The organism is Pseudomonas sp. T8 (genome assembly GCF_024610635.1).
GTDB lineage: Bacteria > Pseudomonadota > Gammaproteobacteria > Pseudomonadales > Pseudomonadaceae > Aquipseudomonas > Aquipseudomonas chlororaphis_I.
This window is the reverse complement of sequence record NZ_CP102374.1, coordinates 6,220,051-6,242,690: the sequence shown is the minus strand read 5'-3', so window position 1 is coordinate 6,242,690 and position 22,640 is coordinate 6,220,051. Positions and strand designations below refer to the sequence as shown.

General features: G+C 63.7%; 18 protein-coding genes. 8 read left to right on the top strand and 10 right to left on the bottom strand.

Annotated elements, in window-relative coordinates; all coding sequences use genetic code 11:
• The first annotated feature begins 50 nt into the window (after positions 1-50).
• The 5 genes from NRG23_RS28535 (at position 51) to NRG23_RS28515 (ending at position 4,895) form a co-directional block, all read left to right on the top strand.
• Positions 51-1,382, top strand: a complete 1,332-nt coding sequence (locus NRG23_RS28535; protein WP_016704369.1) for a TRZ/ATZ family hydrolase — start codon at positions 51-53, stop codon at positions 1,380-1,382.
• A 64-nt stretch (positions 1,383-1,446) separates the two neighbouring features.
• Positions 1,447-2,145: a bifunctional 2-polyprenyl-6-hydroxyphenol methylase/3-demethylubiquinol 3-O-methyltransferase UbiG gene (gene ubiG, locus NRG23_RS28530; protein ID WP_007932212.1), complete on the top strand. Its 699-nt coding sequence runs from the start codon at positions 1,447-1,449 to the stop codon at positions 2,143-2,145.
• 4 nt (positions 2,146-2,149) lie between these two features.
• Entirely contained in the window at positions 2,150-2,821 is a 672-nt protein-coding gene (mupP, locus tag NRG23_RS28525; RefSeq protein WP_028683086.1) for an N-acetylmuramic acid 6-phosphate phosphatase MupP, read from the top strand.
• 38 nt (positions 2,822-2,859) lie between these two features.
• Positions 2,860-3,600 carry a YciK family oxidoreductase gene (locus NRG23_RS28520; RefSeq protein WP_016704371.1) on the top strand — a complete coding sequence of 247 codons (741 nt, stop codon included), beginning with the start codon at positions 2,860-2,862 and terminating at the stop codon, positions 3,598-3,600.
• A 368-nt stretch (positions 3,601-3,968) separates the two neighbouring features.
• Positions 3,969-4,895, top strand: a complete 927-nt coding sequence (locus tag NRG23_RS28515; protein WP_009050172.1) for a GGDEF domain-containing protein — start codon at positions 3,969-3,971, stop codon at positions 4,893-4,895.
• A 34-nt stretch (positions 4,896-4,929) separates the two neighbouring features.
• Here NRG23_RS28515 and NRG23_RS28510 read toward each other — a convergent pair whose 3' ends face one another.
• From NRG23_RS28510 to NRG23_RS28480, 7 genes are all read right to left on the bottom strand, one after another.
• Positions 4,930-5,682 carry a TenA family transcriptional regulator gene (locus NRG23_RS28510; protein WP_246881993.1) on the bottom strand — a complete coding sequence of 251 codons (753 nt, stop codon included), beginning with the start codon at positions 5,680-5,682 and terminating at the stop codon, positions 4,930-4,932.
• 78 nt (positions 5,683-5,760) lie between these two features.
• Positions 5,761-8,220 carry an EAL domain-containing protein gene (locus NRG23_RS28505; RefSeq protein ID WP_009050174.1) on the bottom strand — a complete coding sequence of 820 codons (2,460 nt, stop codon included), beginning with the start codon at positions 8,218-8,220 and terminating at the stop codon, positions 5,761-5,763.
• Between the two features lie 204 nt (positions 8,221-8,424).
• A complete protein-coding gene (locus tag NRG23_RS28500; RefSeq protein ID WP_009050175.1) occupies positions 8,425-10,251 on the bottom strand; it encodes an ABC transporter ATP-binding protein in 1,827 nt (608 codons plus the stop codon).
• Positions 10,244-10,846: a DsbA family protein gene (locus NRG23_RS28495; RefSeq protein WP_172833393.1), complete on the bottom strand. Its 603-nt coding sequence runs from the start codon at positions 10,844-10,846 to the stop codon at positions 10,244-10,246. Before NRG23_RS28495 ends, NRG23_RS28500 begins: the two co-directional genes overlap by 8 nt.
• A gap of 36 nt (positions 10,847-10,882) precedes the next feature.
• On the bottom strand, positions 10,883-11,824 hold the full coding sequence (locus tag NRG23_RS28490; RefSeq protein ID WP_038577054.1) for a rhodanese-related sulfurtransferase: 942 nt from the start codon (positions 11,822-11,824) through the stop codon (positions 10,883-10,885).
• Between the two features lie 101 nt (positions 11,825-11,925).
• Positions 11,926-12,225, bottom strand: coding sequence for a BolA family transcriptional regulator (locus NRG23_RS28485; protein WP_016704374.1), 300 nt, complete (start codon positions 12,223-12,225; stop codon positions 11,926-11,928).
• A 12-nt stretch (positions 12,226-12,237) separates the two neighbouring features.
• The gene (locus NRG23_RS28480; RefSeq protein WP_009045024.1) at positions 12,238-12,753 is read right to left on the bottom strand and encodes a DUF2059 domain-containing protein; all 516 of its coding nucleotides are present in this window, start codon (positions 12,751-12,753) and stop codon (positions 12,238-12,240) included.
• A 192-nt stretch (positions 12,754-12,945) separates the two neighbouring features.
• On the opposite strand from NRG23_RS28480, the gene NRG23_RS28475 reads away from it, so the two are divergent.
• Entirely contained in the window at positions 12,946-14,340 is a 1,395-nt protein-coding gene (locus NRG23_RS28475; protein WP_257373099.1) for a class II fumarate hydratase, read from the top strand.
• A gap of 88 nt (positions 14,341-14,428) precedes the next feature.
• Here NRG23_RS28475 and NRG23_RS28470 read toward each other — a convergent pair whose 3' ends face one another.
• From NRG23_RS28470 to pap, 3 genes are all read right to left on the bottom strand, one after another.
• Positions 14,429-15,394, bottom strand: coding sequence for a DMT family transporter (locus NRG23_RS28470; RefSeq protein WP_009050180.1), 966 nt, complete (start codon positions 15,392-15,394; stop codon positions 14,429-14,431).
• A gap of 222 nt (positions 15,395-15,616) precedes the next feature.
• Positions 15,617-16,801 (bottom strand): thiolase family protein, encoded by a 1,185-nt coding sequence (locus NRG23_RS28465; protein WP_038634183.1) that lies wholly within the window; start codon positions 16,799-16,801, stop codon positions 15,617-15,619.
• A 143-nt stretch (positions 16,802-16,944) separates the two neighbouring features.
• The gene (gene pap / locus NRG23_RS28460; protein ID WP_009050182.1) at positions 16,945-18,465 is read right to left on the bottom strand and encodes a polyphosphate:AMP phosphotransferase; all 1,521 of its coding nucleotides are present in this window, start codon (positions 18,463-18,465) and stop codon (positions 16,945-16,947) included.
• Between the two features lie 141 nt (positions 18,466-18,606).
• Between pap and mnmC the strand changes: the two genes are divergently transcribed.
• The gene (gene mnmC, locus NRG23_RS28455; protein WP_257373098.1) at positions 18,607-20,613 is read left to right on the top strand and encodes a bifunctional tRNA (5-methylaminomethyl-2-thiouridine)(34)-methyltransferase MnmD/FAD-dependent 5-carboxymethylaminomethyl-2-thiouridine(34) oxidoreductase MnmC; all 2,007 of its coding nucleotides are present in this window, start codon (positions 18,607-18,609) and stop codon (positions 20,611-20,613) included.
• A gap of 251 nt (positions 20,614-20,864) precedes the next feature.
• Positions 20,865-22,637: an N-acetylglutaminylglutamine amidotransferase gene (locus NRG23_RS28450; protein WP_257373097.1), complete on the top strand. Its 1,773-nt coding sequence runs from the start codon at positions 20,865-20,867 to the stop codon at positions 22,635-22,637.
• Positions 22,638-22,640 lie beyond the last annotated feature (3 nt).

The window sequence follows — 22,640 nt, the reverse complement described above, 5'->3', positions numbered from 1 at the left end:
GCTCGGGTATACTTCGCCATCCTCCACAAACGCCCTGGAACCGATCTTCGATGCCGAACCCTGTCGTTGCGCTCGACCTACTCCTGTTGCCGACCTGGCTGGTGCCTGTTGAACCGGCCGGCGTGGTGCTCAAGGAGCACGGCCTGGGTATCCGCGACGGCCGCATCGTATTCATCGGCCCGCGTGCCGAAGCCTTGAAGCTGCAGGCTGCCGAGGTCCGCGAGCTGCCTGGCATGCTGCTCAGCCCCGGCCTGATCAACGCCCACGGCCACGCGGCGATGACCCTGTTCCGCGGCCTGGCCGACGACCTGCCGCTGATGACCTGGCTGGAAAACCACATCTGGCCCGCCGAAGCCAAATGGGTCGATGAAGCCTTCGTCCGCGACGGTACCGACCTGGCCATCGCCGAACAGCTCAAAGGCGGCATCAGCTGTTTTTCCGACATGTACTTCTTCCCGAAGGTTGCCAGCGAGCGCGTGCACAACAGCGGCATTCGGGCGCAGATCGCCATTCCGATCCTCGACTTTCCGATTCCGGGCGCCCACAGCGCCGACGAGGCCATCCGCCAGGGCGTCGAGCTGTTCAGCGACCTCAAGCATCATCCGCGCATCAAGATCACCTTCGGCCCCCACGCGCCCTATACGGTCGGCGACGAAAACCTGGAGAAGATCCGGATCATTGCCGAAGAACTCGATGCATCCATTCATATGCATGTCCATGAAACCGCCTTCGAGGTGGAACAGGCCATCGCCCGGCACGGTGAACGGCCCCTGGCCCGCCTGGCGCGGCTGGGACTGCTCGGGCCGCGCTTCCAGGCCGTACACATGACCCAAATCAGCGATGACGACCTGGCTTTGCTGGTAGAAACCAACAGCAATGTCATTCATTGCCCGGAGTCGAACCTGAAACTGGCCAGCGGCTTCTGCCCGGTGGAACGGCTGTGGCAGGCTGGCGTCAATGTTGCAGTAGGCACCGACGGGGCCGCCAGCAACAACGACCTGGACCTGCTCGGCGAAACCCGCACCGCCGCGCTGCTGGCCAAGGCCGTGGCGGGCTCGGCCACCGCCCTGAATGCCCACCAGGCACTGCGCATGGCCACGCTCAACGGCGCGCGGGCCCTGGGCCTGGAGAGCGAAATCGGCTCGCTGGAACTCGGCAAGGCCGCGGACCTGGTGGCCTTCGATCTGTCCGGCCTGGCGCAGCAACCGATCTACGACCCGGTTTCGCAGCTTATATATGCCACCGGCCGCGATTGCGTGAAACACCTTTGGGTCGCCGGCAAGCAATTGCTCGACGACCGGCGCCTGACGCGCCTGGACGAACAACAGCTGCACGCCACGGCGACAGCCTGGGGCCGGCGCATCAGCGGCCATACCGAATAGCAGGAACCCTCGAGCCGCGGCTCGAGACCGATAGCAAGCATTTTCCAGATTCAGAGGATTACCCATGAGCAACGTCGACCACGCCGAAATCGCCAAATTCGAAGCCCTCGCCCATCGCTGGTGGGACCGCGAAAGCGAATTCAAGCCGCTGCACGATATCAACCCGCTGCGGGTCAACTGGATTGACGAGCGCGTCAACCTGGCCGGCAAGAAAGTCCTCGACGTCGGTTGCGGCGGCGGCATCCTCAGCGAAGCCATGGCCCAGCGCGGCGCCACGGTAACCGGCATCGACATGGGCGAGGCCCCGCTGGCGGTGGCACAGCTGCATCAACTGGAGTCCGGGGTGAACGTCGAATACCGGCAGATCACCGCCGAAGCCCTGGCCGAGGAGATGCCCGAGCAGTTCGACGTCGTCACCTGCCTGGAGATGCTCGAACACGTACCGGATCCGTCCTCGGTGATCCGCGCCTGCTTCCGCATGGTCAAGCCCGGCGGCCAGGTGTTCTTCTCCACCATCAACCGCAATCCGAAGGCCTACCTGTTCGCCATCATCGGCGCCGAATACATCATGAAGCTGCTGCCACGCGGCACCCATGACTTCAAGAAATTCATCCGCCCTTCCGAACTGGGCGCCTGGAGCCGCGACGCCGGCCTGACCGTCAAGGACATCATCGGCCTGACCTACAACCCGCTGACCAAGCACTACAAGCTGGCCGCCGACGTCGACGTCAACTACATGATCCAGACCCTGCGAGAGGAATAAGCCCATGCGTATCAGAGCAGTTCTTTTCGACATGGACGGCACCCTGCTCGACACCGCGCCGGACTTCATCGCCATCTGCCAGGCCATGCGCGCCGACCGCGGCCTGGCGCCGATCGCGGACAAGCATATTCGCGACGAAATCTCCGGCGGCGCCCGGGCGATGGTGGCCGTGACCTTCTCGATCGACCCGGAATCCCCGGGCTTCGAGGAACTGCGCCTGGAGTTCCTGGAGCGCTACCTCAAGCATTGCGCGGTGCACAGCAAGCTGTTCGACGGCATGGCCGAGCTGCTGGCCGATATCGAGAAGGCCAATCTGCTCTGGGGCGTGGTCACCAACAAGCCGGTGCGCTTTGCCGAGCCGATCATGCAGCAGCTGGGCCTGGCGGAACGTTCCGCCCTGCTGATCTGCCCGGATCACGTAAAGAACAGCAAACCCGATCCGGAACCGTTGATCCTCGCGTGCAAGATGCTCGACCTCGACCCGGCCAGCGTCCTGTTCGTCGGCGACGACCTGCGCGACATCGAATCGGGCCGCGATGCAGGCACCAGGACCGCCGCCGTGACCTACGGCTACATCCATCCGGACGACAATCCCAAGCATTGGGGCGCCGACGTGGTGGTCGATCACCCACTGGAACTGCGCCAGGTCCTGGATCAGGCGCTGTGCAGCTGCTGACCGGCCCAGGCTTTCGCTTCTGATTTCCCGAGGTTTTTATGTTTGATTATTCCGCCCGCCCCGAACTGCTCAAGGATCGGGTCATCCTGGTCACCGGCGCTGGCCGCGGCATCGGTGCCGCTGCCGCCAAGACCTTCGCCGCCCACGGCGCCACCGTGCTGCTGCTGGGCAAGACCGAAGCCAACCTGACCCAGGTCTACGACGAGATCGAAGCCGCCGGCCATCCTCAGCCGGTGGTGATTCCGTTCAACCTGGAAACCGCCCTGCCGCACCAGTACGACGAACTGGCCGCCATGGTCGAAGCCGAGTTCGGCCACCTCGATGGCCTGCTGCATAACGCCTCGATCATTGGTCCACGCACGCCGCTGGAACAGCTGTCGGGCGAGAACTTCATGCGTGTGATGCAAGTCAACGTCAACGCCATGTTCATGCTGACCAGTACCCTGCTGCCGCTGCTCAAGCTGTCCCAGGACGCCTCGGTGGTGTTCACCTCCAGCAGCGTTGGCCGCAAGGGCCGTGCCTACTGGGGCGCCTATGGCGTTTCGAAATTCGCCACCGAAGGCCTGATGCAGACCCTCGCCGACGAAGTCGACGGCGTTGCCCCGGTGCGCGCCAACAGCGTCAATCCGGGCGCTACCCGCACCAGCATGCGCGCCCAGGCCTACCCGGGGGAAAATCCGAGCAACAACCCGGCCCCCGAGGAGATCATGCCGGTCTACCTGTACCTCATGGGTCCGGACAGTAGCGGGATCAACGGCCAGGCATTCGACGCCCAGTAATCCTTTCTTTGGCCGCGGCGGAATACCGTCGCGGCGCTCCTTTCTTCGCCGGCCTTTGCCGAGCCATCGCCAGACAAATGCCACCCTTGGTTACGCCAAACCTCGGCACTGTCAGCCAACCATCTGAATTCAAAAGCATTTTGCTCAGATGAAGCAAATGGCACGCCTTTCGCTCTAACCTCCCTCAGATAGGCAGTGTATTGGCGAAACTCGGCGGCGATCGGGTCGGGGCTTATAACGGGCTCTAAAGCGGATTAGACTGTGGGCACTTTGTCCTGCGGGACTGATGGAACAGTATGACGTGCAGCCATGAGCCGCTCTCACCCAGCCAGTAAAGATTGCATTACGTGCTCAGGGGCTCACGCCATATGAAAACACCGACCCAGACCAACGCAATTGACTTCGATAGTGCCAAATTGCAACGCCTGGGCTTTGGCCAGCAGTCACCACTCCTGCAACGCCCGGTCAGCCTCGCCCAGCTGCGCCAGCAACTGAGCCTGCAATTGCAGACCAGCCTGGAACCGCAACGCATTCTCGGCCTGTTCTTCCGCGAAACCCAACGCCTTGTGCCCCTGGATGCCCTGGTTTACCAGCACAAGCCCAGCGACCTGCGCCTGGAGTTCGGCCAGCGCGGCCACCACTCCATCAGCTACAGCCTGAGCCATGAAGGCGAAACCATGGGCGAGCTGGTGTTTCGGCGCAATCAGCGCTTCAGCGACCAGGAACAGAGCCATCTGGAATCCCTGCTGTCCACCCTGCTTTACCCGATGCGCAATGCCCTGCTCTATCGGGCCGCCACCCGTAGCGCCCTGCGCGATCCCTTGACCGACACCGGCAACCGGATCGCCATGGACCAGACGCTGCAGCGGGAAATTGAAATGGCCCGCCGCCACCTGCATCCCCTGTCGCTGCTGATGCTGGATATCGATCACTTCAAGAGAATCAACGACAGCCACGGCCACAGCGCCGGCGATGAAGTGCTCAAGGCCGTTGCCGCGGCCATCAAGGCGCAGTTGCGCAACGTCGACATGGTGTTTCGTTTTGGCGGCGAGGAGTTCCTGATCCTGCTGTCCAACACCGGCCGCGATGCTGCCGCCATGGTGGGAGAACGGCTGCGCCAGGCGGCTCAGGCCAAGGATTACTGGGCGGATGGCAAGTTGATCGAACTGACGGTCAGCCTGGGTTGCTCGACCCTGCTGCCGGGGGAATCAGCCGAGAGCCTGCTACGCCGTGCGGACAGCGCGCTGTACGTGGCCAAGCGCGAAGGCCGCAATCGCCTGGCGATGGCCGGCTGAAGAACGCTGGGCCGCCTCCATCGGAGGCAGCCACTCAACCTTCGACCAGTGCCATCCGCTCACGGACCGCGGGGGTCTTTTCCTGTTGCAGGCAACGCTCCAGGAACAGGTACATGTAGTCATAACTCTTGCAGATCGCCTGACGCAGTTCGCTCTGCAAGGCTTTGCTCGGCTTCATGCCGGCCAGGGTGCAGATGATTTCCAGCGCCTCCCAAGGATGCGCATCGTCGTACTGGGCATGCATTTTCAGCCACTTCATCGCCCGCTTGCGCTCTTCTTCGGGAAAGGCCGCCGCATACACGCCAGTGGAGCAGACCAGCGCCGACCACTCACCCGTTGCCCCCTCGATTGCGTAGTTGGTCGCAGCGATCGCCACGATCAGCGAATCGGCGGAGCTGGTGTGCCAGCACCAATGACTCAAGGCATGCAGCTCCGGAGGGACCTGCTGCTCCTGCAGATCTTCCAGGCTCACGCCGTGGGCGCGACTCCAGTTCACCCAGTAATCGGCATGATTGAGCTCGACCCGGATATTGCGCATCAGCCAGCGCCGCGCCATGTCTTCACCGGGGTGACGGGCAAAACGGGTCTTGGTCAGGTTCTGCGCCATGTACAGGGCGAACTGCTCGACAACCGGCCAGCCACCGATCAGGTACTGGCGCATGGTCTTGTTGCTGAGCTTGTTGTCGCGCATGCGCTGGTACAGTTCATGGTCGACCACGCGGCGCTTGCTCTCGCTGCAATCCTGGATCAGCTGCTGGGCCCAGGCCGGATAGCTTGCAGCGTCCATGAGCGGACCGGTCCTGTTGAATGCGTCGATCACTGTCGGGGCTCCTTTTGATGGTGATGGTACGGATCAGCGAGAGATTCAACGGAACGTGCCAGGAGCCTTGAATAGCAGAGGCTGTGGTCGTGAAGGCCGGCACTGCAGGCTGTCGCAGGTAAAGAGTTGCGGGCGCTCGATCAGGTAGCCCTGAGCGTAATCCACGCCGATCTCCAACAATGCCTGCTCAATCTGCGGTGTTTCGACAAACTCGGCAATCGTGCGTTTGCCCATCACATGACCGATATGGTTGATCACCTCGACCATCGCGCGATTGATCGGGTCGTCCAGCATATCCTTTACGAAACTTCCATCGATCTTCAGGAAGTCTACAGGCAAATGTTTGAGATAAGCGAATGACGACATTCCCGCGCAAAAGTCGTCCAACGAAAAATGGCAGCCCAAGCCCTTGAGCTCGTTGATAAATCGAATCGCACTACCGAGATTGGAGATTGCGCTGGTTTCGGTGATTTCAAAACAAATCAGGTCCGGCGGCACGCCATGGACGATGAACTGCTCGCGCAGGAAGTCCAGGAAAGCCTCGTCACCGATGGTCGCGCCCGACAGATTGATCGCACACATCGCCAGCGGCCCTTCACGCTCCTCGCGGATGCATTCGGCGATGATCTTGAACACATTCTCCACTACCCAACGGTCCAGAGAGGTCATCAGGCCGTAACGCTCGGCGGCCGGAATGAAACTGTCGGGCAGGATCATCCGCCCGGCCTCGTCGTGCAGGCGCAGCAGAATCTCGATATGCCCGCCAAGCCGGTCCACATGCCCCAGGGCGGCTATTTCCTGGGCATAAAGACAGAAGCGGTTTTCCTCCAGGGCCATGTGCAGGCGCTGGACCCAGGCCATTTCACCGAACCGCAGGGACAGCTCCGAGTCGTCCGCGTGATAGACCTGGACCCGGTTGCGCCCTTTCTCCTTGGCCATGTAGCACGCCATGTCCGCTGCCCGCAGTGATGCTTCGAGGGTGGTCGGGGTGTGCGCCACGTGCACCAGGCCGATACTGACCGTGGTCACGAAGGGCCGGCCCTTCCAGACAAAATGCAGGTTCTGCACCGTCTGGCGCAGGCCTTCGGCGATCTTTTCCGCCGCTTCCGGCGAGCAGTTCTCCAGCAGGATGCCGAATTCGTCGCCACCCAGGCGCGCCAGGGTATCGCCCTCGCGCAGGCCCGACTGGAGCAAGGCGCAGATATGCCGGAGCAGCTCGTCCCCTGCCGCATGGCCGCAGGTGTCGTTGACCAGCTTGAACTGGTCCAGGTCGAGGAACATCAGCGCATGCCGCCCCGACTGCCGGCTCAGGTTGTGCAGCGCCTGCTCCAGGCGGTATTCGAACTCGCGACGGTTCGCCAGGCCGGTCAAGGCATCGTGGGTCGCCTGCCAGGACAGATTGGCGATGTACTGGCGCTCCTGGGTCATGTCGTGCAGCACCAGCACCGTACCACTGACCTTGCCGGCGTTCTGGATAGGCGCGCCGACCAGGGTCACCGACACCGTGCTGCCATCCAGGCGCTGGATCAGCTTCGAGTGCTCGCTGCCGCCACTGAGCTGGCCGCTGAGGATGTGTTCGATCAGGGTGAAGCCGTCGGTCTGGGCATTTTCATCGAGCAGATTGAACAAGGCCGCCAGCGGCAGCCCCACGGCCTGCTCGGCCTTCCAGTGGGTCATTTCCTCGGCGGCCGGGTTCATGTAGGCGATGGCGCCGTCCACGTCGGTGGTGATGACGCCGTCGCCAATGGATTGCAGGGTGATCTGGGCCCGCTCCTTTTCCAGCTGCAAGGCGCTGGCGAATTCATGACGCTGGGCCAGCAGCTTATGGGTGCGCAGCAACGCCAGGACAATCAGCCCCAGCGCGGTGGCCAGGTTGGTGATCAGCAACAGCCGCAGGATGACCCGCGAGCCCTCGCCCAGTGCATCGCTAAAGGCCTTGGCCGCGGGCGTCACGCCATCGTTGATGGCGAAAATCTGGTTCTTCCAGCGCTGGATATCGGCTTCGGAGGCCTGGTTGCTGGTAATGCTGCGGTGCATTTCATGGGCCACGCTATCGAGCTGCACCAGATAACTGTCGCCCACGGTCCACAGGTCGATGGCTTTTTCCAGGTAGCTGAAATGGCGAAAGTTCAGGTACAGCCAGATCACGCTGTCGCTGTCGTCGGGGTGGTTGCCGCCCTTGAGAATCCCCGCCCGCGCGGCATTCAGGTCGGGCGGCTGCTGATCCAGGGCAACACGCAGCTCATGCCCGCCCTGGGGCACGGCAATGGCGTTCTGGTACTTCAGGAAGATCGATTCGTCGCGGCTGTCGGCGTAGAGATTGAGGTAGTAGATGGCGTCCTTCTGGCCCTTGGACCAAAGGCTCTCCCCGGCAACGTAACCACGTACCGCCGAAAGGACATATAAGCTGAGGCCACCCAACAGCGCTTGAAACAACACCACCGCAATAAATGGCCAGACGATGCCCAATAACCGTGGCGTTCCGAGAGTCCGCTTTTGCTTCATGAGGTCCCTTGCATAAGCACTGCCAGATGAACACCCGAGAAAATAACGCTCCTGACAGCACAGACTAGGCTAATTTCCGCGGCTTCGAACGCACAGGCCGTGACGTTCGAGCACGCTGCCAGTCGAGACACGACAGGGCCGTGCCCCAGGAGGGTCATTTCCACCAGAGAATTCAAGCACTAAGCACAGAAAACCGGATAAAACTCAAGGTCGTTGGACTTGCTGCAAATGCCCGTAAAGCTTGGCGTAAAGGCCGCCGTCGGCAATTAGCTGCTGATGGTCGCCATCTTCGGCAATCTGTCCGCCATCGAACACCAGAACCCGATCCGCCTGTTTTACCGCGGACAGGCGGTGGGCAATGATCAGGGTGGTCCGGCCGTGGAGGAAACGCGTCAGCGCCTGGTGCAGGTTGTACTCGGTGGCGGCGTCCAGGGCGGAAGTGGCTTCGTCGAGGATCACCACCTTGGGTTCGGCCAGGACCATCCGCGCGATCGCCAGGCGCTGGCGCTGCCCGCCGGACAGACGCACGCCGGAGCGGCCGACCACACTGTCCAGGCCGTTGGCCAGGGCGCGCACCGTCGAATCCAGCTGGGCGATCTCCAGCGCCCGCCAACAGGCCTCGTCGCTGCGCTCGCGGCCCATGGTCAGGTTGGCGCGGATGCTGTCGTTGAACAGCGCCGGATGCTGCAACACCACCGCGACGTTTTCGCGCAGGGTTTCCAGGCCGATTTCCTGCTGGGTCTTGCCGCCAAAACGAATCACGCCCGCCTGCGGTGTATAGAGCCCCAGCAACAGCTGCACCAGGGTACTTTTGCCGCCGCCGCTGGCGCCGACGATCGCCACCTTCTCCCCCGGCTCGATCGACAGGTTCATCTGGTCCAGCACCAGCTCGTCGCCATAGCCGAAGCTCAGGCCGCTGACTTCGATCCCCACGGTCTCGCGCCCCTGGAACGGGTCGACACCGCCGGCGTACTGCGGCTCGTCCGCCCGCGACAGCAGCTCGTTGATCCGCGACAGCGCGCCACCGGCGGCGTAGTAGGCGTATTGCAGGTTCAGCAGTTGTTCCACCGGGCCGATCATGAACCACAGGTAGCTGAACACGGCCAGCATCTGGCCGATGGACAGATCGGAAAACAGCACGGTGAGCATGGCCGCCGCGCGGAAGATATCGATCCCGAACTGGAACAGCAGCCCGCTGGCGCGATTGGAGGCGTCGCTCTTCCATTGCGAGGCCACCGCGTAGTCCCGCACATCCTGGGCACGCCGGCCGAGACGGCCGAGGAAAAAGCCCTGGCGGTTGCCCGCGCGGACTTCCTGGATCGCATCCAGGGTTTCGGTCAGGGCCTGGGTGAACCGCGAGGTGCTGTCGTTCTCGAGCTTCTTCAGGTGCTTGACCCGCTTGCCCAGCTGCACCGTGGCGTAGATCACCAGGGGGTTGAACAGCAGGATCAGCAGCGCCAGTTGCCAGTGCATCCACATCAGGATGCCCGCGGTGCCCACCAGCGTGAGCATGGCCACCAGAAAACGGCTGAGGGTTTCGCCGACAAACTTGTCCAGGGTGTCGAGGTCGGTGACCAGGTGAGTCGTCACCGTACCGCTGCCCAGGCTTTCGTATTCGCCCAGGGAAATGCGCTTGAGGCGCTCGATCAGCCGCAGGCGGATGCGATAGACGATGTCCTTGGCCAACCCGGCAAACAACCGGGCCTGCAGCACGTTGAACAGCAGCGCCGAGCAACGCAGCATCAGGGTGATCAGCAACATCAGGCCGATATAGCCGGCGGCGCTCTGCCAGCCCGCGGGCAAGGCGTGGTTCATCACCTTCAGCGCGGCATCGCCGTGCCCCAGCAGCACTTCGTCCACCAGCAATGGCAGCAGCAACGGAATCGGCACGCTGCACAGCGTCGCCAGGACGGCCACGCCATTGGCGATCCACAACGCTTTTTTATGCTGCAGTGCCAGCCGGCGGACTTCCGCCCAGCTCAGGCGATCGACGGGTTCCGGCGCTTGTGGATCACCAACCAGGTCACGCACAGGCGGCACGCTCCAGCCAGCGGCCGAGCAGTGGAGACAGCTCACTCAGGGGCTGGTAGCCATTGGTCAACAAGGCCAGCTGGCCATTGCGTTCGGCCAGCAAGGTCGGGAAGCCGGCGATCCCCAGGTCCTGGACCCAGGTGAAATCGGCGGCGGTGGCGGCATGCTGCTCGGCGCGATCAAAAGCCTCGGCGAACTCGATGCGCGGCACACCCGCTGCTTCGGCCAGTTCCACCAGAACGCTGGCGCGAGTGACATCCCGGCCTTCGACGTAAAAAGCCTGTTGGATCAGCCGCAAAAGTTTCCAGGCGCAATCCGGCGCCAGGCTGCGCGCCGTCACAATGGCGCGGCACGCAGGCTCGGTGTCATAGACAAAACCGTCGGGCAAGGCGCCCTCGAACTTGAACGGCTGGCCGGTGGCCTCGGTGACCGCCTGCCAGTGTTCGATGATGTAGCGGCGAGTGGTCGGCTCCAGTGCCGAGCCACTGCCGGTACGCAGGCCGCCCACCACCAGATGCAACTCGACGCCCGCTGCGCGCGCCTGCTCGACCAGGGCCTCGGCCACTGGAGCGAAGCCCCAGCACCACGAACACATCGGGTCCATCACATAGAGCAGGCGGGCAGACATGGCTCAGGCCTCGGAAGAAGATTGCTTGTAGTTGTAACCGATCGGGTGCGGCATGTTGCGAGCCTTGGCCAGTTCAATCTGCTTCTGCCGGTCGATGGCGCTGCGGCGGGTTTTCTCGCTCAGCGTGTCCCAGCAATGCGGGCAGCTGATACCCGGTACATAGTGCTCGCTGGCGCGATCTTCGACGCTTACCGGCGTGCGGCAGGCATGACATTGATCGTAGTCGCCTTCGCTGAGGTCGTGACGCACAGTCACCCGATTATCGAAGACGAAGCAGTCGCCCTGCCATTTACTCTCCTGCTGCGGCACCTCTTCGAGGTACTTGAGGATGCCACCCTTGAGGTGGAAGACCTCGCCGAAACCTTCGCTGAGCATATAGCTCGAAGCCTTCTCACAACGAATGCCGCCGGTGCAGAACATCGCGACCTTCTTGTGCTTGCTCGGGTCGAAGTTGGCTTTGATGTAGTCGGGGAACTCGCGAAAACTGGTGGTCTTCGGGTCGATGGCGCCTTCGAAGGTGCCGATCGACACTTCATAGTCGTTGCGGGTGTCGATCAGCAGCACTTCCGGGTCGCTGATCAGCGCGTTCCAGTCCTGCGGCTCGACATAGGTGCCGACCTTCTTGTTCGGGTCGACGCCGGGCACGCCCAGGGTCACGATCTCTTTCTTGAGCTTGACCTTGGTGCGGTAGAACGGCTGCTCGTCGCAGTACGATTCCTTGTGATCGATGTCGACCATGCGCGGGTCGTTCTTGAGCCAGGCCAGCAGCCCGTCGATGCCTTCGCGGCTGCCGGAAACGGTGCCGTTGATGCCTTCTTCGGCGATCAGCAGGGTGCCCTTGATGCCGTTGTCGAGCATCGCGTTGAGCAGCGGTTCGCGCAGGGAAACGTAATCTTCGAGGGTGACGAACTTATACAGTGCCGCCACGACAATCGGTTGTGTCATGGGTAATTCTCCAGGTGGCTACCCTCGTAAAGGGTGAACCGGATGCAAAAAAAACGCGCCGACTGAGCGGCGCGTTGCGGATTCTAGCAAAAAACCTGTGGTTAATGCTTGCTGCCGCCAGCGCAGGTCGGCGAGGCCGGGGCCGCGCCAATCTTCGCCCATTCTTGCGGCGTGTAGGTATGCAGCGCCAACGCATGGAACTGGCCCATCAGCTCGCCCAGGGTCGCGTAGACCTTCTGGTGACGCTTGACGCTGTTGAGCCCGGCAAACTGCTCGCTGACCAGCACGGCCTTGAAGTGGGTCTCCAGGCCGCGGCTGTGCATGTGGCTTTCATCCAGCACCTGCAAATGCTCAGGCTGCAATGCGCCCAGTGCCGATTCGATACGTTGTTGCATGGTCATTCCTGGCTCCGCTTACTTCTTCTTCGCCGGTGCGGCCTTAGGCTCGAGCTCGGCGGTCATGTCGGCCAGCAGCTTGTTGACTACCGGTACCGCGCTTTCCAGCTTGGCCTGGGTCATCTGGGCCGATTGCTGGGTCAGCTGCGGCATTTTTTCCAGGACTTTCTTGCCCAGCGGCGACTGGTAGAACGCCACCAGGTCCTTGAGCTCGGATTCGCTGAAGTTGCTGGTGTAGAGCTTGACCATGTCCGGCTTCAGCTTGTTCCAGCCGATGGCCTGGTCCAGGGCGGCGTTGGCCTTGGCCTGGTAGGTTTCCAGCACGGCTTTTTTCGACTCTGGGGCTTTGGTCTGTTCAAAACGCTGAGCAAACATTTGCTGCACTTGCATGTACACCGGAGTGCCCAGCTTGTCAGCGTGCGCCAGGGTCAGGAAAGCTTCGGCACTGGCGTTGTGGCTGGCGGTATCGGCAAGCACCTGGCCGCTGGCGCAAACCAGAGCAACCGCGGTACAGATGGCACGAAGACGAGTCATCGAGTTTCCTTTTCTAGCAGGCGAGGTATAACCCCAAGGGCGACCATTCTGCGCCTAAAAAACTCTGTCGCTCAACCCCAAGCCTTGTGGTGCCTGCATTTGCTCGACCAAATGACACAAAAGGCGCTTTATGGAACCCGGGCTGTGGATCACGGCCTAAACTGCGCAATCAGACCTACAGGAGTGAGCACGATGAGTCGAATCGAAACCGACAGCCTTGGCCAGGTTGAAGTCCCGGACGACGCCTATTGGGGCGCCCAGACCCAGCGTTCGCTGATCAACTTCGCCATCGGCAACGAGCGCATGCCGCTGTCGGTCCTGCATGCCCTGGCGTTGATCAAGAAGGCCGCGGCCCGGGTCAACGACCGCAACGGCGACCTGCCCGCCGATATCGCCCGGCTGATCGAACAGGCCGCCGACGAGGTGCTGGACGGCCAGCATGACGACCAGTTCCCGCTGGTGGTCTGGCAGACCGGCAGCGGCACCCAGAGCAATATGAACGTCAACGAGGTGATCGCCGGTCGCGCCAACGAACTGGCCGGCAACCCGCGCGGCGGCAAGTTGCCGGTGCACCCCAACGACCACGTGAATCGCTCGCAAAGCTCCAACGACTGCTTCCCCACGGCGATGCACATCGCCGCGGCCCAGGCGGTGCAGCAGCATCTGTTGCCGTCGATCGCCGAGCTGTCCGGCGGCCTGGCCGAACTCGCGGCACGCCACATGAAGCTGGTGAAGACCGGGCGCACCCACATGATGGACGCCACGCCCATCACCTTCGGCCAGGAGCTGTCGGCCTTCATCGCGCAGCTGGACTACGCCGAGCGCGCCATTCGCGCGGCCCTGCCGGCGGTCTGCGAACTGGCCCAGGGCGGTACCGCCGTCGGTACCGGGCTGAACTCGCCCCACGGTTTCGGCGAGGCGATCGCCGCCGAGCTGGCGGCCTTGTCCGGACTGCCGTTTGTTACCGCGCCGAACAAGTTCGCCGCCCTCGCCGGCCATGAACCTCTGACCACCCTCTCCGGCGCCCTGAAGACCCTGGCGGTGTGCCTGATGAAAATCGCCAACGACCTGCGCCTGCTCGGCTCCGGGCCACGCGCCGGGCTGGCCGAGGTCAGGCTGCCGGCCAACGAACCGGGCAGCTCGATCATGCCAGGCAAGGTCAACCCGACCCAGTGCGAAGCCCTGTCGATGCTGGCGTGCCAGGTGATGGGCAACGACGTCGCCATCGGCTTCGCCGCCAGCCAGGGCCACCTGCAGCTGAACGTATTCAAGCCGGTGATCATCCACAACCTGCTGCAATCGGTACGCCTGCTCGCCGACGGCTGCAGCAACTTCCAGCAGCACTGCATCGCCGGGCTGGAGCCCGACCCGGTGCAGATGGCCGACCACCTGGAACGCGGGCTGATGCTGGTCACCGCGCTCAACACCCATATCGGCTACGACAAGTCCGCCGAGATCGCCAAGAAGGCCTATGCCGAGAACCGCACCTTGCGTGAAGCGGCCCTGGAGCTGGGGTATCTGACGGACGAAGAGTTCGATGCCTGGGTGCGGCCGGAAAACATGCTGGAGGCTGGCAAGCAGGGCTGATGGAAGGCGGTGATTGAACAGACGCTATCGCGGGCAAGCCTCGCTCCTACAGGATAGGGGGATTGCCCGCGATCAAGGATAACGCGCCCTAGCTCTCCGGCACTTGCATACGCACCCGCCGCGCCTTGAGCCCGGCCATCAGCGACGGCCCCAGGGCCGTCAACGCCGACCCCAGCACCACCAACACCGCCCCGCCATAACCCAGGCCGTTGATCTGTTCGGCATGCACATATTCGGGCCACAACCAGGCCGCCACAGCCACCGCGGCGAAGGTCACCAAGGGTGTGATCGCCAGCGTGGCGCTGACCCGCGACGCCTCCCAATGAGCCAGCGCTTCGGCAAAGGCACCGTAGGCGATCAGGGTATTCAGGCAACAGGCCAGCAACAGCCAGCCTTGCAGCGGGCTCAACTCCAGCGCCTCGAGGGGATGGGCCCACGGCGTGAGCAACAGCGCGCAGAACAGGTAGATCACCATCATCACCTGCAGGGAATTCCACACCGTCAGCAACTGTTTCTGGCCCAGGGCGTAGAAGGTCCAGACCGCCGAGGCGGCGAGCACCGTCAGCACCCCGGCGGTGTAGTTGCTCAGGGACGTCAGCAGCTCGGTCAGGCGCTGATTGAAAAACAGCCCGAAACCGATCAGCAGCACCGCCAGGCCAATCCCCTGCCCCAGGCTGAAACGCTCCTTGAACACAAACAGGCTGGCGATCAGCAGCAGGATCGGCCCCATCTGCACCACCAGTTGCGCGGTGCCGGGGCTCAGCAGGTTCAGCCCCATCAGGTACAGCACGTAGTTGCCCACCAGCCCGCAGACCGCCATCAATACCAGCCAGCCGCCGCGCGGCCCAAGCACCCGCCAGCTCGGCAAACGCTTGACCGCCGCCAGGTAGATCAGCAGGAACCCACCGGACACCAACAGGCGAAACCAGGTCACGGTCACCGGGTCCATCACCAGCAACACCTGCTTGAGCTTGATCGGCAGGATGCCCCACAACAGCGCCGTAAGCAGCGCAAGGAACAAGCCGTAGACCCAGCGACCGGACGAGATGTGCATGCGAACCCCAAAAGCCTGATGGAGGGAGCCCGCATTCTAGGCCCGGGGGCTGCGGCGAACACAGGGACAATTGCCGGCTGAGCGTGATTGGGATTGTGCTGGTCGTAAAAAGCATCGCGGGCAAGCCTCGCTCCTACAGAAGAAGATGGCGTACTTCTGCAGGAGTGAGGCTTGCCCGCGATAGGTTCGTAAGGCAGACAGATCCGCCCCCGCCTGACGGACTTAGCGCACCGCTTCGAACAACCCGGTCGCGCCCATGCCGCCGCCGACGCACATGGTGACGATGCCGTAGCGCAGGTTACGCCGTTGCAGTTCGCGCACCAGGTGGCCGACCTGGCGCGAACCGGTCATGCCGAACGGGTGGCCGATGGCGATCGAGCCACCGTTGACGTTGTACCTGGCGTTGTCGATCTGCAGCCGGTTGCGGCTGTACAGGCATTGCGACGCGAAGGCCTCGTTCAACTCCCAGAGGTCGATGTCATCCACTTGCAGGCCCTTGGCCTTGAGCAGCTTGGGTACCGAGAACACCGGGCCGATGCCCATTTCGTCCGGCTCGCAACCGGCCACGGTGAAACCGCGGAAGAACGCCTTGGGCTTGAGCCCCAGCGCCAGGGCCCGGTCCAGGCTCATGACCAGGGTCATGGACGCACCATCGGACAGCTGCGAGGAGTTACCCGCGGTCACCGAGCCGTCTTCGGCGAACACCGGTTTCAAGCCGGCCAGGCTTTCCAGGGTGGTGTCCGGGCGGTTGCAGTCGTCGCGATCGACCACGCCGTCGAGGATCTGCACCTGGCCGCTGTTCTTGTCCTCGACCCGGTACTTCACCGCCATCGCCACGATCTCGTCGTCGAACAGCCCGGCCGCCTGGGCTGCCGCGGTGCGCTGCTGGCTTTGCAGGGCGTACAGGTCCTGCTCCTCGCGGCTCACGTTGTAACGCCGGGCGACCACCTCGGCGGTCTGGCCCATGGGGAAGTAGATGCCCGGCACCTGCTCCTTGAGCAGCGGGTTGATCAGGTTGTCGGTGTTGACGCTTTTCATCGTCAGGCTGATGGACTCGACGCCGCCGGCGACAATGATGTCGCTGCAACCGGACGCGATCTGGTTGGCCGCGATGGCGATCGCCTGCAGGCCGGAAGAGCAGAAACGGTTAAGGGTCATGCCCGCGGTACCGGTGCCCAGGCGGGACAGCACCGCGACGTTACGCCCGATGTTGTAGCCCTGGGCGCCTTCGTTGGAACCGGCGCCGACGATGCAGTCCTCGACGCTGGCCGGGTCGATACCGTTGCGGGTCAGCAGCGCATTGACGCAATGGGCGGCCATGTCATCCGGACGGGTCTGGTTGAACTTGCCGCGAAAGGACTTGGCCAGGCCGGTCCGCACGCTATCGACGATCACCACTTCACGCATGGCATACCTCATTGTTGTTGTCGGTTGTGAGTGGGTCGAGCATAAATCCAGCCCTTGCCCGACCGCGACGATCATTCATCCGGCATATGCAAAACCATCGCGCCGCCGGGCCCGTGCCTTGACCCGCTCATCGCCGGCGACGGTTATTTCTTGTTCTTCTTGCCTTTCTTGTCCCTTTTCTCGGACTTGTCGAATGCCTCTTCCAGCGCGCGGTTGAGGGTGCGCAGCACCTTGACCCGGGCCCAGCGCTTGTCGTTGGCCTCCACCAAGGTCCAGGCCGCAACCTCGGTGCTGGTGCGGTCGACCATGTCGCCGACAGCCGCGCGGTAGGCGTCCCATTTATCTCGGTTGCGCCAGTCGTCCTCGGTGATCTTGAAACGCTTGAACGGGATCTCTTCACGGGCCTGGAAACGCTCCAGCTGGGTCTGCTTGTCGATCGCCAGCCAGAACTTGACCACTATCACCCCGGCGTCCTCGAGCTGCTCCTCGAAATCGTTGATCTCGCCATAGGCGCGCAACCAGTCCGCCGGGCTGCAAAAGCCCTCGACCCGCTCCACCAGCACCCGGCCGTACCAGGAACGGTCGAACACGGTGAACTTGCCCCGGGCCGGAATGTGCCGCCAGAAGCGCCACAGATAAGGCTGGGCACGCTCGTCCTCGGTCGGTGCGGCAATCGGCACAATGCTGTACTGGCGCGGGTCCAGCGCCGCCGCTACCCGGCGGATCGCCCCGCCCTTGCCGGCGGCGTCGTTGCCCTCGAAAACCGCCACCAGCGCGTGCTTGCGCATGCGCTTGTCACGCAGCAGGCCGGCCAGGCGCGCCTGCTCGGTAATCAATTGTTCCTCGTAGTCGTCCTTGTCCAGTTGCTGGCTCATGTCCAGGCTGTCGAGCAGGGTCAGCTTGTCGACCGCCTCGGCCAACGGCGCCACATGGGGCTCGGCTTCGACCGCGGGCCGGTTGAGCGCGCTCTGCAGGCCCTCGAGGAGAATCTTGCCCACCGCCAGGCTGCGGTAATGCGGGTCCACGCCTTCGATCACATGCCAGGGCGCGTAGTCGCGGCTGGTGCGACGCAACACCCGCTCGCCATATTTGACGAACTTGTCGTAGGTCTCCGACTGCTGCCAGTCCAGCGGGCTGATGCGCCAGCTGTGCAACGGGTCGTCCTGCAGCGACTTGAGGCGGGCCTTCATCTGTTTCTTGGACAGGTGGAACCAGAACTTGAAGATCAGCGCGCCTTCGTCGCACAGCATTTTCTCCAGGCGTTCGGCGCCGGCGATGGCCTGGTCGAAACGGCCGTCCTTGAACAGCTCGTGCACCCGTCCCTGGAGCATCTGGCTGTACCAGTTGCCGAAAAACACGCCCATGCGTCCCTTGGCCGGGAGCATCCGCCAGTAGCGCCAGGCCGGTGGCCTCGCCAGCTCTTCGTCGGTCTGCTGGTCGAAGGTGCGGACCTCGATCAGGCGTGGGTCCATCCACTCGTTGAGCAGTTTCACCGTCTCGCCCTTGCCGGCGCCTTCGATGCCGTTGATCAATACGATCACCGGAAAACGGGCTTTCTGCTTCAGCTCGAACTGGGCTTCCAGCAGGGCTTCGCGCAGGGCCGGGACTTCGGCGTCAAAGGTTTTTTTGTCTATGGCGTGACCGATTTCGGCTGATTCGAACATGAGCGACTCCCTGGCAAGATGGAGCAAGACTAGCGGATCGACACCTGATTTGTCGGCAGGGAAGATGCCAGCCATTGCCGTGGATCATTACCCCCTGTGTCGATCGGCTAGAATGGTCGCCTTGCCGTTACCGAGCCGAACATGACCGCTGAACTGTCCCACACCCAGCCCCATGCCCAGTCCCATGCCCAACTCGACTGGGACGACCAGGGCCGCCCGCGTTCGCGGGTTTTCGACGACGTGTATTTCTCCACCGACTCGGGCCTGGATGAAACCCGCCATGTGTTTCTCGAACAGAACCGCCTGCGCGAGCGTTTTGCCGCGTTGCCGCCCAGTGGCCGCTTCGTCATCGGCGAGACCGGCTTCGGCACCGGCCTGAATTTTCTCTGCGCCTGGCAGTTGTTCGAGCAACAGGCCAACCCCAGCGCACGCCTGCATTTCGTCAGTGTGGAAAAATACCCGCTGACGCCAGCCGACCTGCAGCGCGCCCTGGCCCTGTGGCCGGAGCTGGGGCCGCTGGCCGAGCGCCTGTTGCGCGCCTATGTCGCCGTGCATCAGGGTTTTCAACGCCTGGTGCTGGACGAGGGCCGCGTCACCCTGACCCTGCTGATCGGCGATGCCCTGGAGCAGTTGCCGCAACTCGACGGGCAGGTCGATGCCTGGTTCCTCGATGGCTTCGCCCCGGCGAAAAACCCCGAGATGTGGACCGCCGAGCTGTTCGCCGAACTGGCGCGCCTGGCCGCTCCGGGTTCGAGCATCAGCACCTTCACCAGCACCGGCTGGGTGCGCCGCCTGCTGAATGCCGCGGGCTTCAAGATGAAACGCACCCCGGGCATCGGCCACAAGTGGGAAGTGCTGCGCGGCGAGTTTCTCGGCTGGCCCGAAGACACGCCGCTGCCTGCCGCCAGCAAGCCCTGGTTCGCCCGCCCCACTCAACGGATCCAGGACAAACGTGCCCTGGTGATCGGCGCCGGCCTGGCCGGTTGCGCCAGCGCCGCCAGCCTCGCCGCGCGGGGTTGGCGGGTCAGCCTGCTGGAGCGCCACGGGCAACTGGCCCAGGAAGCCTCGGGCAACCCGCAGGGCGTGCTGTACCTGAAACTCTCGGCCCACGGCACCGCCCTGTCGCAGATGATTCTCAGCGGTTTCGGCTACACCCGGCGCCTGCTCGAACAGCTGCAACGGGGTGTCGACTGGGACAGCTGCGGCGTGCTGCAACTGGCCTTCAACGCCAAGGAAGCCGAGCGTCAGGCGCAGTTGGCAGCCGCCTTCCCGACGGACCTGTTGCATCAGCTGGACCAGCCCCAGGCCCAGGCCCAGGCCGGCATCGGCCTGGCCCACGGCGGGCTGTTCTACCCGGAAGGCGGCTGGGTGCACCCGCCGGCCCTGTGCCAATGGCAAGCCGCGCACCCACGGATTCGCCTGCTGCCCCATCACGATGTACTGGAATTGCGCCGGGTCGATGGCCAGTGGCAGGCCTGGGACGGCGAGCGGCTGCTGGCCAGTGCCGAGGTGGTGATCCTCGCCGGCGCCGCCGAGATCAAGCGCTTCCCGCCCAGCGCCGAGCTGCCGCTCAAGCGCATCCGCGGGCAGATCACCCGCCTGCCGCAGACCCCGCGCAGCCAGGACCTGGCCACCGTGGTGTGCGCCGAAGGCTATGTCGCCCCCGCGCGTCTGGGCGAACACACCCTGGGCGCCAGTTTCGACTTCAAGAGCGAAGACCTGACGCCCACCGCCGCCGAGCACGCGGGCAACCTGCAGATGCTCGAAGAGATCTCCCAGGACCTGGTGGAACGCCTGGAAGCCGACCGCCTGCATGCGGAAACCCTCGAAGGACGGGCCGCCTTCCGTTGCACCAGCCCGGACTATCTGCCGATCGTCGGTCCCCTGGCGGACCAGGCGGCATTCGCCGAGGTCTACGCGGTGCTGGGCAAGGATGCGCGCCAGGTCCCGGACCTGCCCTGCCCCTGGCTGGACGGCCTGTATATCAACAGCGGCCACGGCTCGCGCGGGCTGATCACCGCGCCGCTGTCGGGCGAGTTGCTGGCCGCCTGGCTGGACAACGAACCGCTGCCCCTGCCGCGCAACGTGGCCGAAGCCTGTCACCCCAATCGCTTTGCCTTGCGTCGGTTGATTCGCGGCAAGCCATGAAAGCGAACCGCGATGCCAGCCGCCCTGGCATCGCTTCGCCATCGCCGCGCAAACGCCCACGGGCCCTGCCCGCGCGGCAAAACTCCAGGCAGATCAAGGCCTTTACCTCGGCCCGCAACGCACTAGCACCCCGCCGCTTATAACCCATCGGTCTAAAACTCCAGGGTTTCACCTGGGTCAGTTTCCGGGTACCTGCCGTTTCTGGCCGGTCGCGATTCACCCCTCCCCAACGGAAAAACCGGTAAGGACTTATGTGCGGATTAGCTGGAGAACTACGTTTTGATCATCAACCCGCCGACCTGGCAGCGGTTGAACGAATCACCCACCACCTCACCCCTCGTGGCCCCGATGCCTGGGGCTTCCATAGCCAGGGCCCGATAGCCCTGGGCCATCGACGCCTGAAAATCATGGACCTGTCGGACGGCTCGGCCCAGCCGATGATCGACAACCAACTGGGCCTGTCCCTAGCCTTCAACGGCGCGATCTACAACTTCCCCGAACTGCGCGCCGAGCTGGAAAGCCTGGGCTACGCCTTTTACTCCGGCGGCGACACCGAGGTGTTGCTCAAGGGTTATCACGCCTGGGGCGCCGAGCTGCTGCCGCGGCTCAATGGCATGTTCGCCTTCGCCATCTGGGAACGCGACGCCAAGCGCCTGTTCATCGCCCGCGACCGCCTGGGCGTCAAGCCGCTGTACCTGTCGCGCACCGGCCAGCGCCTGCGTTTCGCCTCGGCCTTGCCGGCGCTGCTCAAGGGTGGCGACATCAACCCACTGCTCGACCCGGTGGCGCTCAACCATTACCTGAACTTCCATGCCGTGGTGCCCGCGCCGCGCACCCTGCTGGCGGGCATCGAGAAACTGCCGCCGGCCACCTGGATGCGCATCGAAGCCGACGGCCGCACCGAGCAGCAAACCTGGTGGACCCTGCCCTACGGCCCGCGCGCCGATGAAACCGGGCTGAGCCTGGAAGACTGGCGCGACCGCGTGCTCGACAGCACTCGCGAAGCCGTGGCGATCCGTCAACGGGCGGCGGTGGATGTCGGCGTGCTGCTGTCCGGCGGCGTCGATTCGAGCCTGCTAGTCGGCCTGCTGCGCGAAGTGGGTGTGGATAACCTGTCGACCTTCTCCATCGGCTTCCAGGATGCCGGGGGCGAACGCGGCGACGAGTTCCAGTATTCGGACCTGATCGCCCAACACTACGGCACCGATCACCATCAGTTGCGCATCGACGAGCGCGAGATCATCGAACAGCTGCCGGCGGCGTTCCGCGCCATGAGCGAACCCATGGTCAGCCACGATTGCATCGCCTTCTACCTGCTGTCGCGGGAAGTCGCCAGGCATTGCAAGGTGGTGCAGAGCGGCCAGGGCGCCGACGAGCTGTTCGCCGGTTACCACTGGTATCCGCAGGTGGATGGCGCCAGCGACCCTTACGCGGCCTACCGCGAGGCGTTCTTCGACCGCAGCTACGACGACTACGCGGCCACCGTGCAACCGCAGTGGCTGACCGCCAACGACGCCGCCGGCGATTTCGTCCGTGAGCACTTCGCCCAGCCTGGCGCCACCGCGCCTGTGGATAAGGCCCTGCGCCTGGACAGCACGGTGATGCTGGTCGACGACCCGGTCAAGCGTGTGGATAACATGACCATGGCCTGGGGCCTGGAGGCGCGCACGCCGTTCCTCGACTACCGGCTGGTGGAGCTGTCGGCGCGAGTACCCGCCAAGTTCAAGCTGCCCGATGGCGGCAAGCAGGTGCTCAAGGAAGCCGCGCGCCTGGTGATCCCCAGCGCGGTGATCGACCGCAAGAAAGGCTACTTCCCGGTGCCCGGCCTCAAGCACCTGCAGGGCGACACCCTGGACTGGGTGCGTGAGCTGCTGCTCGACCCAAGCCAGGACCGCGGCCTGTTCAACCCGGCGATGCTCGACCGCCTGCTGACCGACCCACAAGGCCAACTGACGCCGTTGCGCGGCTCCAAGCTGTGGCAACTGGCCGCGCTGAACCTGTGGCTCAGCGAACAAGGAATCTGACCC

Coding starts and splice junctions, on each gene's coding strand:
- NRG23_RS28535 (WP_016704369.1), top strand. CDS start 51: ATGCCGAACCCTGTCGTTGCGCTCGACCTACTCCTGTTGCCGACCTGG.
- ubiG (WP_007932212.1), top strand. CDS start 1,447: ATGAGCAACGTCGACCACGCCGAAATCGCCAAATTCGAAGCCCTCGCC.
- mupP (WP_028683086.1), top strand. CDS start 2,150: ATGCGTATCAGAGCAGTTCTTTTCGACATGGACGGCACCCTGCTCGAC.
- NRG23_RS28520 (WP_016704371.1), top strand. CDS start 2,860: ATGTTTGATTATTCCGCCCGCCCCGAACTGCTCAAGGATCGGGTCATC.
- NRG23_RS28515 (WP_009050172.1), top strand. CDS start 3,969: ATGAAAACACCGACCCAGACCAACGCAATTGACTTCGATAGTGCCAAA.
- NRG23_RS28510 (WP_246881993.1), bottom strand. CDS start 5,682: ATGGACGCTGCAAGCTATCCGGCCTGGGCCCAGCAGCTGATCCAGGAT.
- NRG23_RS28505 (WP_009050174.1), bottom strand. CDS start 8,220: ATGAAGCAAAAGCGGACTCTCGGAACGCCACGGTTATTGGGCATCGTC.
- NRG23_RS28495 (WP_172833393.1), bottom strand. CDS start 10,846: ATGTGTTCGTGGTGCTGGGGCTTCGCTCCAGTGGCCGAGGCCCTGGTC.
- NRG23_RS28490 (WP_038577054.1), bottom strand. CDS start 11,824: ATGACACAACCGATTGTCGTGGCGGCACTGTATAAGTTCGTCACCCTC.
- NRG23_RS28485 (WP_016704374.1), bottom strand. CDS start 12,225: ATGACCATGCAACAACGTATCGAATCGGCACTGGGCGCATTGCAGCCT.
- NRG23_RS28480 (WP_009045024.1), bottom strand. CDS start 12,753: ATGACTCGTCTTCGTGCCATCTGTACCGCGGTTGCTCTGGTTTGCGCC.
- NRG23_RS28475 (WP_257373099.1), top strand. CDS start 12,946: ATGAGTCGAATCGAAACCGACAGCCTTGGCCAGGTTGAAGTCCCGGAC.
- NRG23_RS28470 (WP_009050180.1), bottom strand. CDS start 15,394: ATGCACATCTCGTCCGGTCGCTGGGTCTACGGCTTGTTCCTTGCGCTG.
- NRG23_RS28465 (WP_038634183.1), bottom strand. CDS start 16,801: ATGCGTGAAGTGGTGATCGTCGATAGCGTGCGGACCGGCCTGGCCAAG.
- pap (WP_009050182.1), bottom strand. CDS start 18,465: ATGTTCGAATCAGCCGAAATCGGTCACGCCATAGACAAAAAAACCTTT.
- mnmC (WP_257373098.1), top strand. CDS start 18,607: ATGACCGCTGAACTGTCCCACACCCAGCCCCATGCCCAGTCCCATGCC.
- NRG23_RS28450 (WP_257373097.1), top strand. CDS start 20,865: ATGTGCGGATTAGCTGGAGAACTACGTTTTGATCATCAACCCGCCGAC.